At 51.6% G+C, this 16331-nt stretch carries 14 protein-coding genes; all 14 read right to left on the bottom strand.

The annotated features are described in order from the left end of the window. Positions 1 to 18: 18 nt before the first annotated feature. The 14 genes from ACN0YH_RS01710 to ACN0YH_RS01645 all read right to left on the bottom strand — a co-directional run bounded on the left by ACN0YH_RS01710 (position 19) and on the right by ACN0YH_RS01645 (position 16325). Entirely contained in the window at positions 19 to 1158 is a 1140-nt protein-coding gene (locus tag ACN0YH_RS01710) for an ABC transporter permease (protein WP_417377828.1), read from the bottom strand. Beyond that, positions 1155 to 1886 (bottom strand): ABC transporter ATP-binding protein, encoded by a 732-nt coding sequence (locus ACN0YH_RS01705; protein WP_417377827.1) that lies wholly within the window; start codon positions 1884 to 1886, stop codon positions 1155 to 1157. The genes ACN0YH_RS01710 and ACN0YH_RS01705 overlap by 4 nt, the downstream gene beginning before the upstream one ends. Before the next feature lie 2 nt (positions 1887 to 1888). After that, positions 1889 to 3442, bottom strand: a complete 1554-nt coding sequence (locus tag ACN0YH_RS01700) for an HlyD family secretion protein (RefSeq protein ID WP_417377826.1) — start codon at positions 3440 to 3442, stop codon at positions 1889 to 1891. A gap of 3 nt (positions 3443 to 3445) precedes the next feature. Next, positions 3446 to 3985 carry a hypothetical protein gene (locus tag ACN0YH_RS01695; RefSeq protein WP_417377825.1) on the bottom strand — a complete coding sequence of 180 codons (540 nt, stop codon included), beginning with the start codon at positions 3983 to 3985 and terminating at the stop codon, positions 3446 to 3448. 52 nt (positions 3986 to 4037) lie between these two features. Next, positions 4038 to 5207 carry an ABC transporter permease gene (locus tag ACN0YH_RS01690; protein ID WP_417377824.1) on the bottom strand — a complete coding sequence of 390 codons (1170 nt, stop codon included), beginning with the start codon at positions 5205 to 5207 and terminating at the stop codon, positions 4038 to 4040. A gap of 110 nt (positions 5208 to 5317) precedes the next feature. Beyond that, the gene (locus ACN0YH_RS01685) at positions 5318 to 5695 is read right to left on the bottom strand and encodes a hypothetical protein (protein WP_417377823.1); all 378 of its coding nucleotides are present in this window, start codon (positions 5693 to 5695) and stop codon (positions 5318 to 5320) included. 60 nt (positions 5696 to 5755) lie between these two features. Beyond that, positions 5756 to 6931 (bottom strand): multiheme c-type cytochrome, encoded by a 1176-nt coding sequence (locus tag ACN0YH_RS01680; RefSeq protein WP_417377822.1) that lies wholly within the window; start codon positions 6929 to 6931, stop codon positions 5756 to 5758. Next, a complete protein-coding gene (locus ACN0YH_RS01675; protein WP_417377821.1) occupies positions 6928 to 9075 on the bottom strand; it encodes a tetratricopeptide repeat protein in 2148 nt (715 codons plus the stop codon). The genes ACN0YH_RS01680 and ACN0YH_RS01675 overlap by 4 nt, the downstream gene beginning before the upstream one ends. Positions 9076 to 9276: 201 nt before the next feature. Next, entirely contained in the window at positions 9277 to 11400 is a 2124-nt protein-coding gene (locus ACN0YH_RS01670) for a neutral/alkaline non-lysosomal ceramidase N-terminal domain-containing protein (protein ID WP_417377820.1), read from the bottom strand. A 167-nt stretch (positions 11401 to 11567) separates the two neighbouring features. Next, positions 11568 to 12011 carry a carboxypeptidase-like regulatory domain-containing protein gene (locus ACN0YH_RS01665; protein ID WP_417377819.1) on the bottom strand — a complete coding sequence of 148 codons (444 nt, stop codon included), beginning with the start codon at positions 12009 to 12011 and terminating at the stop codon, positions 11568 to 11570. Between the two features lie 103 nt (positions 12012 to 12114). Then, complete coding sequence (locus ACN0YH_RS01660; protein ID WP_417377818.1) at positions 12115 to 13113, bottom strand: DUF1559 domain-containing protein; 999 nt, start codon at positions 13111 to 13113, stop codon at positions 12115 to 12117. Between the two features lie 232 nt (positions 13114 to 13345). Next, the gene (locus ACN0YH_RS01655; protein WP_417377817.1) at positions 13346 to 14209 is read right to left on the bottom strand and encodes a DUF1559 domain-containing protein; all 864 of its coding nucleotides are present in this window, start codon (positions 14207 to 14209) and stop codon (positions 13346 to 13348) included. A 229-nt stretch (positions 14210 to 14438) separates the two neighbouring features. Further along, the gene (locus ACN0YH_RS01650; RefSeq protein WP_417377816.1) at positions 14439 to 14810 is read right to left on the bottom strand and encodes a cupin domain-containing protein; all 372 of its coding nucleotides are present in this window, start codon (positions 14808 to 14810) and stop codon (positions 14439 to 14441) included. 195 nt (positions 14811 to 15005) lie between these two features. Continuing rightward, the gene (locus ACN0YH_RS01645) at positions 15006 to 16325 is read right to left on the bottom strand and encodes a DUF1552 domain-containing protein (RefSeq protein ID WP_417377815.1); all 1320 of its coding nucleotides are present in this window, start codon (positions 16323 to 16325) and stop codon (positions 15006 to 15008) included. Positions 16326 to 16331: the final 6 nt, after the last annotated feature.

Raw genomic sequence — 16331 nt, 5'->3', positions numbered from 1 at the left:
GCACGACAGGTAAGATTGTCAGGCGTTGCGTAACGCCGGAACGATCTCTGCACGTGAGGCATAGCTGGCAGGAATGATACCCGCGCAGATTCCTGTGGCGCAGGCCAGCAGCATGCCAACCCATGCCAGATGCAGCGAAGGGATAAATGCTACGGTGACCGCTTCTGCGCCGACGGAAAGACTGCTGAGTTTCAGTGTGACCAGGGCGGCTCCGACGCCTAGTAAGCCTCCAGCGACACTGAGAAATGTGCTCTCCGCAAGAACCAGTGCGAAGACTTTGAATCCGGAAAAACCAAGCGTACGCAACACAGCGTGTTCCTGGATCCGGTCTTCGACCGACATCAGTGTTGTCGTGGCCACCAGTGCCAGCACCAGTCCGACACAGGCCAGTCCCAGATAATGAGCCATTTCAATCAGTTGAGAAAGATCACCCAGGCTCTTGGCTTGAAACACTCCCTTGGCACGTGTGTTGGTTTCCACTGGACCTCTGCGATAACGCTCATCAATGGCGCTGCTGATTTGTGTTGGATCCGTACCCGGCGCAAGAATCACTTCCAACTGTGTGACCGTGCCAACCAGGTTGGCACCTTGGCGTCGCTGCAGAAATTCCAGGTGGCTGTAGATGTAGTTTTCTTCCGCGGGATTGTCCGAACGATAGATGCCTGCGACATTCACTGACAGATCACCAATCGAGAATTTATCTCCGACCTTGATTTTCCTGCGATTGGCAACAGCCTGACCCACGATGGCAGCATCCTGGTGTGTTTCAAAATCATCCCAGTTGCCTGTGACAAATTCGAAGTCCCGCGCGGAGCGCAGTTTGTTGGGGGGGACACCATAAAAAACGACCACATCCAGACTGGCTCGACAGTTGTTGGTAAAGACCTGAATGGGAATAACATCGTTGACTCCAGCGAGATTGGCAATTTGCTGATCGTAATCCTGGGGGAGATGACTGGTCGCCGGGCAGAATTTATTGGCTTGAAAAACAATTAACGATCCACGGGCTTCCTGTCGCTGTTTGAGATCGTTCATACCTTCCTGAATCGACTGGATAAAACAAAAGACAAACAAAGCGACCGCAGAACCTGCGACGGTTAACATTGTTCGGGCTCGATGTCCCCACAATGTTTTCAGGATGTAACCGATCAATTTCATAAAGTCTCTCCCCGGTTGGCAGTTGTTGCCGTCAAAACAGGTTCCTCTGAAGAGAACTGCTGGACCAGTTTACCGTGATCGAGGTAAAATTGCCGATCAGCGATCCTGGCGGCATCGGCATCATGGGTGACCATCAGCATGGTAATGTCCAGTTCCCGGTTGAGTCGTTTGAGCAGAGCCAGAATCTGGTCGGAGGTTTCCGGATCCAGATCTCCCGTTGGTTCGTCGGCGACCACGATCTTGGGGTGTTTGACAATCGCACGGGCAATCCCCACCCGCTGTTCCTGCCCGCCGGACATCTGACGGGGATAGTGGTCTGCACGATCCAGCAGATCAACGGCCTGCAGCGCAACTTCTACCCGTTTCCTGCGGTCGGAGCGTGACATGGGTAATAATAGCAGCGGGAGTTCGACGTTTTCGTATGCGGTCAAAACGGGGACCAGATTGTGTGTCTGGAAAATGTAACCCAGATTTGCCGCCCGCCACCGCGCCAGGTTCGACCGGGATAGTTTAGTGATTTCGACTCCATCGACCCAGATCGAGCCGGAATCCGGATGATCGATGCTGGCAATCAGATTCAGCAGCGTCGATTTTCCCGTTCCGCTGGCCCCCATGAGTGACAGAAATTCTCCCTGCTCAATATCGAGACTGACCCGATCAAGGGGAGTGATCGTTTCGCCTCCCTTGTGATATTGTTTCGTCAAATTATTGATGACAACAAGTGGCATGTTCAGTTTCCTTTTTGATCGGTTTCACCTGTGATCGTGATACGGTCACCTGGTTCAAGATCGGTAGTGGAGGACGAGATCAGGTGGCTGGTCAGGTTTAGACCGTTTGTCACTTCGACCAGCGGACCACCGGGACTGGTGCCCGTTTGAATGAGTTGTGGCTGTGCCGTGCGAGTCGATTGATCCGCAATCCAAACAATGTTTTGGCCCGCTGCATTCTGTACGATCATATTTCGTGGAATATAAATTCGTGTTTCTTCTTTTTCTGCTTTCGCATCATTTGAGAGTTCCGGAGCCAGAAAAGTGACATCAACCAGCATCTCTGGTTTTAAGACAGGATTTGAGGCATCAATGGCGACTTTAACCTGCAACGTATTTTTCTGGATATCAGCTTCGGAACTGATGAAGAGAACCTTGCCTGTCACCGGCTGGTTGAGTGCCGGGTTGTTAATTTCGACGGGCTGGTTCAGACTGACTTTCGGGATATCCTCAAAGCGGACATCGACTCTGATCTGTAGCTTTTCCGGCTGGTACATGGTGACCACAGTGCTGCCATCATGGCTTGACATTTGTGTGAGCATGTTGCCGATACTGGAACCCGGATGGCCAATCAGCCGATAGATACGTCCGGTGACAGGAGCGCGTATCGTCATGCGATCTAATGTCAGTTTTGCCTGATCTACGGCGACGCGTGCCTGGTCCAGCCGAGCGGTGGCTGCCTGGATGATGGCGATCGTCTCGTCCCGCGCCTGAGTTTCTTCGGTCAGCAGTTCCAGTTCTTTACTGAGCGCATCGCGGCGTGCTTTGAGTGCTTTCCGCTCTGCAATCAGAGAGGTCTTGCGGCCTTCCAGTTCTTCTGCGGCTGCCCGTGCAGATTCCAGTTCAGTCAACGCTTCATCAACGGATCGTTGCGTGACAGCAGCTTTTGCTGATAGCCTGCGTTTATAATCTGTCTGGGCAAAATTTAATTGTGACTGTGCGCGACGGACCATGAAGGGAAGGTTCTTCAGTTCGGTTTCAATCTTCGCCAGTTCCGCTTCGGCAGCTCTTAAGGTTGCCTCTCGGTGTACCGGTTGCGCCAGACGGACTTCGGCAGCGGCCAAAGTGGCTTTGGACTGTTCGAGCTCCGCCTCTCGCAGATTCAGATCCGCGGTTGCCGCACGCAGGGAGAGTGCGGCATCTTCTTTAACCAGCAAGGCAATCGGTTCACCCTGTTTGACTTTCTGATCTTCCACTACCAGCAGATCTTCGATCACACCCGGTGATAACGCAGCCACACGGATGGGCGTAGGTCGCGGTTCCACCCAGCCTGCAGCCTGAAATAGCGGAGTCCCTGCATCCCGAATCGATGACTGCGTTACTATGACGGGCATCACGGTGACCTGCCGGGGAGGGAAGATCAGGTCACGGGCCGCCCATGAAATCAGCGCCAGGAAACCCAGTACGAGTACTCCGGGGAGCAGGAATCGTGTAACGAGCCTTAATCGCGTGTGCCCTCGTACCTGTGAGGGCGCACTGCGATCAATGGCTAATTGTGAAAGGTCTACTTGTGACATGACTTACTTTCGTACAAAGATTCCGTTGGCAAATACGGTCAGATTACCGGCGTCATCACGTTTGGCTTTGCCTTTGACAACAACAGTTTGAAGTTCTTTCAGATTTAACAACTTGCGTGCATCTTCGGTGATGAGTGTGCCATCCTGATCCACGACTTTGACCAGCGCTGTCGCGGTCGGGAGTTTGTCGGTTTCACAGCAATAATCCCAGGGCTTTTCACAACCATCGCCTTCAATATCAGAGCAGGCTTTCAGGGAGTTGTCGACGATTGAAAATGCAGCGCGACCGTCGATCCAGGGGTTTTCGCTGCCACCAATGCGGCCCACAACGACGACTTCCGCATCATCTTCGGCAGATTTACGCGCTGCAATCACTTCTGCTGCTCCCGCTGGTTCACTGGTCAGCAGGACTTCAGAAGCCGTTACCGATTCTGTTGTCGCAGGTTCTGGGGAAGTTGTCTGTTCGGGAGTAGACTGACCGCAACCGGAGAGCAGGCTGACGATAACTGTTGAGAGTACAATTTGGTTCACTAAAAACTTCATTCGTTTCAATCCTTTTGGAAATAGATGTTCGAACACAACGTTCGAGTGTTGGCTAAACTGATTTTAAACCATCGACGACCGGCAACCGGAGTGCACGCAAGGCAGGGGGAATGGCTCCCAGCAAACCCAGCATCACGCCGACACCGCAGCCGATTAACAATGAGATACTATCGATCTGGAGCGAAAAGGCTCCCATGGTAAAACGGACCGCGACTCCATTAATCAGGAACACGGCAATCAAAGCAGCAATCAGGCTGGCCGCAGTCGATAACAGCACGCCTTCCTGAATCAGGCTGATCACAATCGCGCGTCGTAAAAAACCGAGTGTCTGCAGCGTGGATAACTCTCGGGTGCGACCGACGACAGCACCATAGAGCGTATTCAAACCGGCAAACACCCCCGCGCCTGAGACCAGAAAAACGACCAGCCAGGCCAGCATACGAATTGGCCCGTAATCTTTTTTCAGCCCCTGGTAATAATCGATTTCACGCAGGGCCTGCAGTTCGAGGTCGAGTCGTTCTTTGCAGAATAAATCCAGGTCCGGAAAGTCGGCAGGCGAATTCATCGTGATGGCGACCAGGCTCAGGTCCTGGCGTTTCATTGCCTGCTGGAGTTCGTCCAGCCGACACCAGATTTCTGATTCAAATGCGGAATCGGCTGCAGAGAATGTTCCGCTGATCCGCCAGGTTCGACCCTCCAGTAGTACTGTCCTGCCGATTGCCAACTGCTGCTCGGTAAGGCCCAGTTTGGTGGCGACGAGTGTGCCGATCAACACTTCTCCCGGTCCAGGCCAGGCACCTGATTCAAGTTCTACCTGCCGGCGGACCAATAGGGCTGACTGTGTGACGCCCCGGACCAGCCCCATGGAAGATTGATTCTGGTCAGGCACTTCAATCTGCGTTCCCAGGTAGAGTTCCGGTGAGACATACTTGCGATCATTGAATTCTTTAATTTCAGCGACACTGGCCGCTACCAGTTCGCTGCTGCGCATCGGAATGGATGAGTATTCCAGATTTTCCCCCATGCCCAGCGAAAAGAGCACCGCGACTTGAGGATCACCACTGGCGGTGAGTGAATGCTCCAGCCCGCGGATAAATCCGATGACGATAAAGACCAGTACGATCACCGTGGTTAATCCGGAGAGGGTCAACAGGGTGCGCACCGGTCTCCTGAAGAGATTACGGACGCCATATTCCCAGGGAATAAGTGAGAACCAGAGCATTGATTATCATTCTGAAAACTTCTGCCGACGCCTGACATGCATCGATGAGCGCGCAGCAGAATTGAAGCTAAGATCGAGTAACAGGAGCGAATCAAAGATTCAGAATGAGATCAGCACTGAAAGGACATCTGCTGACAGCGCAGCGCGCGACCATACAGCAGAACTGGTTCCGAAGGGAGTGTCTGGAGTTCCAACTCACAGTGTTGTGCAGGAGAATAGAGGCCAGGCAGCGTACGGTCGATCCAACAGATAATCATTGCTGCATCATCAAGCTGCGGTGCCTGTTCCTGAATGGCACCCGAGCAGAGACATTGGCAGCATTCAGAGTCTGAGGAAGGGGCCAGTGGTGCCTGCTCCGATTGAGACTGACAATGACTGCAGCAACTCTTAGTCGTAGAATCCACACCGGCTTCGCTTTCTGGCATGCAGTTGAAGGGGCATACCAGAATCAGCAGAGAAAACAGGATGGATAATACTTTTGCAGTCACAATCTACCTTCATGTTGAGTTACTCCTCTATCGTAGTAGCTCATGCGGCGTCTGACAACATTAGTTTGAATTGTTCAACAAAAATTCCGGGAAGCGTTCCTTGTCTCGTTCACGAATGCGAATCCAGTGATCTGTGAACGGCAGGTTATCGTGAACCTGCACGGAAGGCATATGGCATGGCAGGCACTGGCTTTGCATGGATTCTTTAGAACAGACGGGAGCATGGCCTTTTAAGTCACTATGACAGTTCAGACAGATCTGGCGATAGTATTCTGGATCTCGACTCGCCTGCTGGTGGGGATTATGACAAGTGGTACAATCCATGCGTGCCGTCTTCCCATCGGCGAGTTTCACATCACCCTGTTTAAGGAAGCAGGGACTCTGTGAGAGACCAACCGGTGCGAAGCGAATCAACAGTTCGTTGTCCGGATGAATTTCGTCCGGTTCCAGTTGATCGGAACGGCGATGGCATTCACCACAACGATTGATCGAAGCGATTGGCGACAGCTGTTTCCAGTTGAGAATGTGAAGATTCTTGTCTCCCCGTTCAGCTGCCTGGATATGTTCTTCACCCTCCAGGTGGCAGCGAACACAGGAGACGCCGGCTATCATTTCTTTCGTGTTGATTTCTCCCTGAACGTCTCCCAGGTAGGACGTATGACAGCCAAAGCAATTCAACGTGCTGGCATGAGAGCTAACTTCCCCTAAAGCTTGAATTCCAGTCTGATGGTGGGCCAGTTCCTGCAGGCCGAGGGTGATGCCTAGCTTGTCTGAGGGATACCATGAGACTATATGCTGCAGCAGTTCAGACTTGCCCTCTTCATTCGGGAACAGGGAAACCGGGGTAATTGCATGCAGACCGGAACCGAAGAACCATTCGATGCGAATCGGACTGGGATAGCTGTCACACTTCACCCACAATTCGTCATGATCCTTGTAGAATTGATAGGTGTGTCCATTCTCTTTGAGCGTGATCTCCCTGCCTGCAAATTTATCCATCACAGACGGATCAGTGGCTTTACGAAGTGTCCTCAAGTGTGGTGCGCCGGCGTACTGCTGGCAGACTTTGTCATGGCATTCACAGCACTGCTGCATTTTGACCGGTTGTTCCACCGCGCGCACTTTGGGAATGAACAGATCGGATTGATGAGAGCCGTTCAAATACCAGGCTGTTCCTGATAGACAGGCCAGCAGCAGTATCAGTAGCGGCGGTAATACAGGATATTTGCGGTTCATTGCAGAGAATCCAACATGTTCTGACTGGTTTTAGCCAGTTGATCATCAGGATAAAGTTGAATTAGTTTACGAAATGTTTCTTTAGCGCCCTCCGGGTCTCCCGATTCCAGTTGGATCTGAGCTTTCGCGTATAATGATTCGCTATCATTAGTAGATAATATATTCAGGGCCGCTTCCCAGTCCCCGCGGATGTAGTATTCGATGGCACGTATCAGCGAATCAGGTACAGGACGAGGGGCCACCAGTTCTTTGATGAAAGGACCAGCATCGTCCAGGTCGAAATCAGATGCGCTTGCTGAATGATCACTGGCATGGGAACGTAACAGACTGGGATGCAGATGCCCGATCTCCAGTTTTTCCCGATAGGCCAGTTCTTTCTGACAGAGATGGAATTCCCGACGCGCTGCCGGAGAAGAATAATGCTGCAACAGAGGTTGCAGAACTCTCAGAGCAGCGGTATACAACTCCATCGCGCGAAAGGTTCGTGCCTGCAACAAAGCCGGATGCAGATTGGGAGAACCCGTCAGGATACCCCACCAGTCAGAACATTCAGGTGTGCCGGACGGATTGGGGAGAGAGTAGGTCCACTGTTTCCGGTTCAGAAAATCTTTGACAGTTAACAGGGCCACGATTTTGGGACTGCTCAATAGTTCTCCCGACCAGCCATAGGGGATGACTGCTGCATCGACCGACATGGGCTGCCAGCGACTGTTGACCAGCGCACGGATCGTTTGCGCGTCTCCATTCGGGACGAGCAGGAGTTGGCAATTTCTGTTTTTAAGGCGAATCCACCAGCCTCCCCAACTGTTGTCAGCGCGGGGATGTTGAAACTCCCACCCGTTTGAAATTTCTGCATTCAGCGAAAGCTCTTCGTACAGTCTGCCCTGCAGTAATGCCTGCCTGAGGGTCCTGACGGGACGGATTTTGCGGTCAGCTTTGATCCAGGTCAGCATGCCGGTGGAAGCAATGTCCATCCCGTGCGCGGTGCCTTCGTAGTTGACCGGGCCAATCGATTGTGCCAGCAGTGTGATGTCTAGTTCGGGAGTGATCCCCCAGCCCAGTCGCTGTGACTGTCCTGACAATGTTCCTGAAACGGATTTTAAGCTTAAGACGAGAATCCCGATCGCCAGTAAAGATCTCCCCAACAGGGGAGAGACGTACCGGGTGAATTTCAGCCTGTCAAATGAAATGGGGTGTGCAGCCAGGCATTGACAGGCCAGCAGCGCGATGCCGATCACACAGGGGGCCAGGCAGTCCTGATTTGTCCAGGCAGGAATCAGGAACAGGATGCATGCGATGCTCTCGATCCAGCCTCGAGAAGCAACCACCAGGTAGATCATCATCCCCACTGTCAAAATGCCCAGCCCGAGCAATTCAATTGTTGCACCATTTAAAAATGTGGGTTTCCAGACTGTCAGCGCGAGCAGACCATGATCGTAAAATAAGCCGGGGAACAGCTGCATGAACGAATCATACGGAGTAAACCAGCCTCGCGGTGTGATCATGATCGCGATCAAAGCAGACAGGACGAGTAGAGCAGATTGTTTTGGAAGCAAAACATGATCATTCCGGATTCCCAGTAGCCAGGGAACACAGGCAACCACAATAATTCCCAACAAACTCAAAGGCGCCAGATTGGCCCAGGCCAGCAGTGTCAGAAATACGGCTACCATTTTTTTTGAATTGGGGTCATATGCCCACCGTTCCGTAAAGAGCCAGGTCAGCAGAAGAAACCAGCAGTCGAGGAGGCGGGGCGTGGGTTGCCAGGCGGAGTTTGCGGTCACGAATGCGAGCGATACAATAGCAAATGCGCCCCAGTTCAAACGGGTTTCAAAATGTCGCATGAGAGAATAAGCCAGTAGACCTGCTGCCAGGAACTTCATCAGCATCAGTCCCGAAAATCCTGCGATTTGAAGAGTCAGGTAAAAAGGGAGTCCGCTCAGCCAGTCTGCCTCAGCGACGTTGGTACCGGCAGTCAGCAGTGGGCCCGGTGGAGCCAGTTCGGAGAAGGCAACGCGGCCACGACTCAACTGCCACCAGAAATCCGGGGCCGCGATCGGTGTCAGTGCAAAACTGACTGTGATCACGAAGAGCAAACCGCGGCGCAATCTCCGGTCGATCGTGGAATAGTCGTGTTCAATCATGGGGCGCTGGAATCAGAGTGGAAAACCGAATGCGATTGATAAGAAATGGTGTCTTCCTCCATTATAGAGTCGATGAGAGGGTATGAATATGCTGGATTCCTGCTCGAGCTTGAGAAAACTAATTCCGGAACGAACAAAAAAATCAGCCCGATCACGTTGTAATCGGGCTGATACTCTTAGAATCAGGTGTTAAACTGGAGACTATTTAGTCAGTTTCGCGACTTCATCTTCCGAGAGAACGCGATCAAAGACGGCGATTTCATCCAGGCGACCCTCCCAGTTGGACTGATTGTCCGTGCGACCCCCAAAGAAGAGCTGGTCGAGCAGGGGACCCGCTTTGGTGGATGTGGTTTCCAGATCGATTTCGAGTTTACCATTCAGGAAGACTTTGAGCGATTTCCCGTTACGGACCAGGGTGACCTGATTCCAGGTCCAGCGTTCGATCGCAGTTTTGCCGGCATGTAGTTTGCGGTCCGCACTATTCATGAAAACCAGTTTGCCGGGGAACTGAGTGCCGCCAACCCCCAGATGATCGCCGTAAGCAGCCAGACCGTGATCGGGGCCCTGTGAAAACATCCAGCCACTGATGTCACGGGCATCCAGAGGCATACCATTCCAGATCCAGAGCGAGATCGTGAACTGATCGCTGAGATCGTTGATGCGGGCCTGCAGACGATCACCGGCGAAATGGACAGCGCGATTGGTTTCTCCGTCTTTGCAGAATGATTTCGATGCAGGCCCTTCCAGGAAGTAAGCGATGGCCGGTTCATAAAAGGCATCGCGTTGATTGCCGGATAGATCGCGGGCGCGCGGGCCGTTGAATTCATCCAGACGCCAGTAGGCGGCTGGTTTGAGCGAGAGAATGGCTTCTGCCGCGGGTCCACGACTCTGCTGGTAGAACTTGCGACGCTGATTGCTCACTTTTTCCAGCAGTTCCAGATCGGATTCTACAATGCGGGGTTCCGCTAACACTTCAAGACCAGCCGAACGGGCAGCCCAGGTGTTATAGCCGCCCAGCAGATGCTGTTCGGGTGGAGGAATGTAGCCGTCGCCTCCATTAGCCAGTTCAATAACCATTGTCTTTTTGAGTGGGCTCTGTCGTTTCAGTTTCAGACCAGTCAGAGCGTAGGTTTCATTGGGAGTAGTTGTGATGGCAATATCGCCAATACGGAGTGCCTGCGTGACGATTTCCGTGGTCTGACGTTCGTGGAGAATCACCTGCTCACGCGCGTAGATTTCTTCTGCGGTCTTCGGGAGTCGATCGCCTAGTTCCTTGACGATGCGTTGTGACCATTCCAGCAGCTGTTTATTGGGGACACGATAGTTCATCTGCAGACGGTTTTCCGCCATTTCGATGTCGGCGTCTTCGAGGTACTTGATGTTCTGATAAGCCTGCAGCGTAATTTTGATCAGGCCCTGGGCATATTCACCAATATCATCGGTGATGGCCCACTGGTCTTTCGGTTTCGTATAGTCACGACGGTAAATGTCACCACTGCAGCCATGCGACATGATGGCGACAAACGGTGGCGCGTCTTTCTCGTCCTTTTTGCCTAACTGTTCCTGCAGACCGTTACAGTACAAACCGAAGTAATCGGCAGACAGGGAAGCGTCACCGAAGTAGTGCATGGAGAAATTCGCCAGCAGCGCGATAGGGCGTCCATTTTTCGCGCGGAAGGAAATCAGCGATAATTCGGGATCTTCCGGTCCTGATTCGCCTACGGCATTGTCCCAGTTGGTACCGGCGTGCATTGTGGCGCGAACGGTCGGATTGCCGAACGGGTCGTTTCTAAGTCGATCAGGACGCAGGATCCAGCGCCTGAGGGCAGTGTAGTCGGCAGCATTTTCCGACCCCCAGCCGACTTGAGCAGGTTCCAGATTCGCTTCTGCGGCGGCGATCGCATCTACCAGTTTCCCTCTGAGGAAGGGTACGTATTCAGGATCGGCGTCGGTTCCCAGGCAGGCCAGACTAGATGGAGCCGAGTGGGCATGGGTCGCGGAAATCAGAATATGGTCGGCGGGTATTTTTGTGCGTTGTGCCGCCAACGTTTTGACTTCATCCAGCAGGGGACGCGGCAGCATGCAGCTATCGACGACAACTATCGCCAGACGTTCTTCTCCGTCAGCAACAACAATGGCACGCGCGTTGACTTTGGTTTTGACCGTGCTCACGCTGCGACTGGTCATACTGCCATTCACGAGCACAGGAAATTTGGTGGGGGTGACATCCACAATGGTGGCACCTGCCTGGAGCTCCGCAAAGACCTGTGTGGGGATCAGCAATGCCAAGGCGGCAAACAGGAGTGGGGCGAGTGGCGATTTCATAAGAGGATCCTTTTTGATGGTCAGCCATTGAGGGGGATTTAATAAATCATCACCGGTTATTTGAGTATAACTGGCTGCATCCCAGAGGGAAACATAGATAGTTAAAAATGTTAAGTAAAAAGAAATTGTCTGAAACACCACCTGAAATCAGGCACTGCTGCAGATTGCTACTTACTTTTCAAATCAAAATTGGCTTCGTTGGTTCCTGCCTGTTCGATACGGACACTGAGGTCGCTGGTAGTACGTTTGGAGTATTGGGCGGGGATCTTCGTGGTTGTTTTTTTCTGAGGCTGTTCTGCGAGTGCCATCGCGTTTTCTTCCTCGACAACAGGAGCGCTGATGGTGACTTCGTAGGCGGAACCGATGTCAGCTTTGGGAAAGGCGATGGAGTACTGACCATTTTCATTCAGGTTCGCATAGGCGCTTTCTCCGGTTTTAGGAGAAGTGAACTGAATACTGGCCTGTTGTAGAGGGGATCCATCCAACGTCACAGTTCCTTTGATTTCTACAGCAGGCCGGGCATCAGAATCCCCACTGCAGCCTACGAGCAACACGGTCATGAACAGTAGGCTGGCATTCCATTTTAACAGATCCAATTTCAAAAAATGCATGAGAAGTTTCCAGTGTAATAATCGTAATACGATCTACTAAGTAGAGGCTGATTGTATCACGTGATGAGATTGTGTTATCAAGCAGAGAAATCCGTTTTACACCTTACCATTCACCTACAGTCTGCCCATCATTCCGGGCGCAGAGTCGTTGAATCAGTCGCAGGTCTGCATTGTCACTGAGAAACCGGGTTGCACCGTCTCCCAGCAGCACATGCACGCCACCAGTGTGATAGGATGTGAGTGGTGTATTCCAGTCCCACTGTGCATTGGCTTCCGAACCAGTGGAGCTGGGATTCGGACTATGGAAAACCGATGTGACACCGGTCCCGAACTTATGTTGCATGGGAGAACCGGCGATCCATTGAGCGACTGTCCCTGCGACACTGGTACCTGCCCAGCCCGAGGTATAATCAGAACGTCTGAGAACCGGACTGCTGCTGGAATTACGTGACTGTTCGCCGATGATAATCGTATTGGAACTACCGTCGGTGATATCGCGTAAGCCACGACATTCATTGATTAACAGCGTGCCATTGTTTGTGGCAAAACTGTTGTACTGTGTTTCATAGGCGACATTGGCGTTACCAGCGGGATCGGGATAAGCGCCCATAATACCGACATACATGTGTGACTGGGAGCCTTGTCCCAGCTCTCCGTTGGCGTAGCTGATCGCGGGGTCTGCACTGGACGGACACATAAAGATGGGGGTGATGACTTTGTCTTTGAAAAGTAAGGTGTCTCCATTGTAAGTGCCGCCGCCCCCTTCCCAGAAATCGACATCAGAGCTGGGGCCGGTTTTCGCTTTCTCGTAAATATTGGCCTGATCCATATAAGGCAATAATGCGAAACGCCAGTTGTTCGGCTGGTCGTTGGGGTAACGTGATCCGATCGGGAACTTGACGTACACATCATGGTAATTGTGGAGAGCCAGTCCGATTTGCTTCATATTATTTTTACACTGACTGCGGCGGGCTGCTTCGCGGGCCTGTTGAACGGCGGGCAGGAGCAGGGCGATCAGAATTGCGATAATCGCAATCACGACCAGTAACTCGATTAGTGTGAAACCAAAGCGGCGCGCTGCGCGCGAAGAGAAAGTATTCATGGAAAGCCTCAGGAAAATCATCAGGTAGGAAAAATATCAGGTGGGAACAGAATCGCACAAAATGTTTATAGAACTCATTTTAAGATGGAATGAACCTTATTGCAATAATATTAAATAAGCAATGTTTATATTCTGGCATACCATAAAAAAGAGCCACAGGCGGTCCTGTGGCTCTCAGAAGATCGAAATGGTTTCAGCTTAGCGAACGACAGATCGCCAGGTGAGAGTACGATTAATATTCGCCAATCACTTCTCCACCATTTTTGGTCGCCAGATCTACATAGAGATCGCGGTTAATGTTCTCAGAGATAAAGCGGACTTTTCCGTCTCCCAGGAGAAAGTGACATCCACCAGTATGGGTACTGTTGAACGCGTCAGAATCGGTTCCGTTGATCGCCCAGGCAGCAGTATTGGTTGCATTGGCCATGTTATCATGAACGTCATCGATCACGCCCATCCAGACGGCCCCTACATAACTACCCATGGTTGCAGCCTCGCCCACCTGGATGGTATTGCTGGTCCCGTCGGTGAAGTCGCGCATTCGGGAAGTGACAGCACTGGTACCAAAAGTATAAGCCTGGTTGGTGGCTTCGTTGGTAACACCCTTGTAATTGGATTTTCCAAAAATTTTGGTTGAAATGTCGGTGTTGATACCACCCATAGGATCAGAAGGGCAGTTGTAGACTGGAATGGAAGCCCTGGCTCCCGTGCCACCTGTGTCAATCAATGCAGTCGTGGTATGCCAGATTGGACAGTCTGAGGCCCCTTTGGAGTTACTGTACTGGTAGAGTGGTGCCTGATCAATGAAGGGCAGAATGAAGAAACCCCAGCCAGTGCGGATGTCTCCGGTTCCATCGGCACAGCCACCACCGGGAACGGTATTATATCCATAAGGGAAGATGCGGTGAGTCTCGTGATAATTGTGTAGCGCCAGGCCGATTTGCTTCATGTTATTTTTACATGTGCTGCGGCGTGCTGCTTCGCGTGCCTGCTGCACGGCTGGCAGCAGTAATGCAATCAGAATCGCGATGATGGCAATCACCACGAGTAGCTCAATCAGGGTGAATCCCTTCTTACGGTGTACGTTCCTCGACATCAAATAACTCCCCCTTAAAATTTACAGGATTAAACAAAGTGTTGAAGTTGATATTGGAATGGATGTTTTTAGAGATTGTGAAATGAGAAGAACTCTTAAAGAATAGATGAATATCGTACTCAACTTCTAACGGATTGCAGGAGGCAGGACAACAAAATATTTAAAATATTAATATATAACCTTAACAATGGTTAAAGTGTATACTGTCAATATGTTGCAGAAGGGGATTTTATCGTCCACTTTCGGTGTCGATGTAGCATGATTTGAGAAAATGTGGATTGCAGACCACGAAGAACACCAGGTCTTCATCGCCGATATTGGTGATACTCTGATCGGTGTCGGGGGGGATGCGAACGACATCGCCGGGGTGGACTTCGGTGGGAGGATAGTCGCCGACTTCGACGAGGCCGGTTCCCGAGAGCATGATATATCGCTCAAAGGTGCCTTTGAGTCGATGAAAGCGGGTTTTCATTCCCGGTTCCACGCGCGCTCTGGCGAGAGAGACTTCCGGATCAACATCGGGGTGTGACATTTCCAGGATGAAGCAACCTTCTTCGAAAAAGTATTCGTCTTCTGCTTTAGGACGAGTGATGTGATGCATCCTGTTGTTTCCTTTCATCGCGTCAGTGATTCTGTCTGATCGGTTATCTCGTTTAATTTTGAATATTGATTATGACAGGGCAATACGAGATCGTCAAAGTTATCAGACAGTGATGGTAAGAAAAAACTGCGTGTCCCTCTTCGAGAAAAGGAACACGCAGTTATGTGTAGGTCATATTTACCAAGTGAGATTGAATCAGGTCAGTTCAGAGATGATACCATCGCCACAGAAATTCGGATTACCGAAGCTTTTGACCCGATGCCCCATGGCGTGAGCGAAGGACATCAGTAATCGGTTGTGTGCCAGGTTTTTGAACTGCAGGGAACGGCCCATTTTGAAGTCGAGGCCTTTCCCGATCAGAACCAGGGGCACATCATTCAGCGTGTGTGAGTTACCTTTACCCAGTTCGTTGGTCCAGACGATGGTGGTATTGTCCAGCATTGTGCCTTCTCCGTTGGGCTCAGGCGTGGTATCGAGCTTGTTCACAAGGTAAGCAAGTTGCTCACTGAACCATTTATTGATTTTGATGAGTTTCTTCTGTGATTCTTCGTCGCTATCCGGTTTATGGGAAAGTGAATGGTGACCATCGTCGATGCCCAGCCATTTCATCCGTGCCTGACCGACTGAGTTGGTGTACTGTAGCGTTGCAACTCTCGCCATATCATTGGCAAGGCTGTTGACCATCAGATCAATCTGCATCTTACTGGTGACAGGCATGTTGTCGTTATCATTTTTGATGCCCACTTCCTGGATGGGAACTTCGACGGCCAGTTTCTGGTCCTGGCTGGCTTTCAGTTCCTGTTCCATCTGTCGGACATAGCTCTCATGTTCTTCCAGTAACTGGCGATCGGCGCTGCTGAGTTTTGTGCGTACCTTTTTCAGGTCTTCGCGTACGTCGTCCAGAATACTGGCGAGGCTCTTGCGGTCCTTCATGGATCCGTAAATCTTTTCAAACATCTGATACGGGTCATCAATAGGAGCGATCGGTTTGTTGGAACCGGCGTAAACCATACGCGTCCAGGGATCGGCGCGATGTGGAACGTTCACACCAAACTCCAGTGAACCAAAACGGGTACGGGTTTCAGGTTGACTTTGCAAAAAGCGTTTGATTTCCTGATCGATCGAATTTCCGCTGGCCCAGCCTGCGGGTGTGTGGGAACCACCCTGAATATTACCGGGCAGTAATTCGATTCCGGTCAGCAGGCAGCTCATGCCCCGCATATGGCTGTCACCATCGCCGCGCACGCGGTCGGCGATCCCTTTAATCACCAGCATCTGGTCCTGGTAAGGCTTCAGGGGTTCCATGATTTCTTTGAGTTCGAATTTGTCCCCCACTTCATCGGGCCAGTAAGCTTTCGGCACGATTCCGTTGGGGCTGAACATCACTATGAGACGCTGTTTGCGAATTTGGGCATCGGCGGCAAAGCCGAGGCTGGGTAGATGCATTACCAGCGGGAGTACGGCAGTCGAGAGTCCTAGTTCTTTTAAGAAAGCGCGACGGGATTGAAAAGCCATGGTCTG

The sequence above is a fragment of the Gimesia sp. genome, from assembly GCF_048262075.1.
Lineage (GTDB): Bacteria > Planctomycetota > Planctomycetia > Planctomycetales > Planctomycetaceae > Gimesia.
This window is presented reverse-complemented; position numbering and strand designations above follow the sequence as displayed.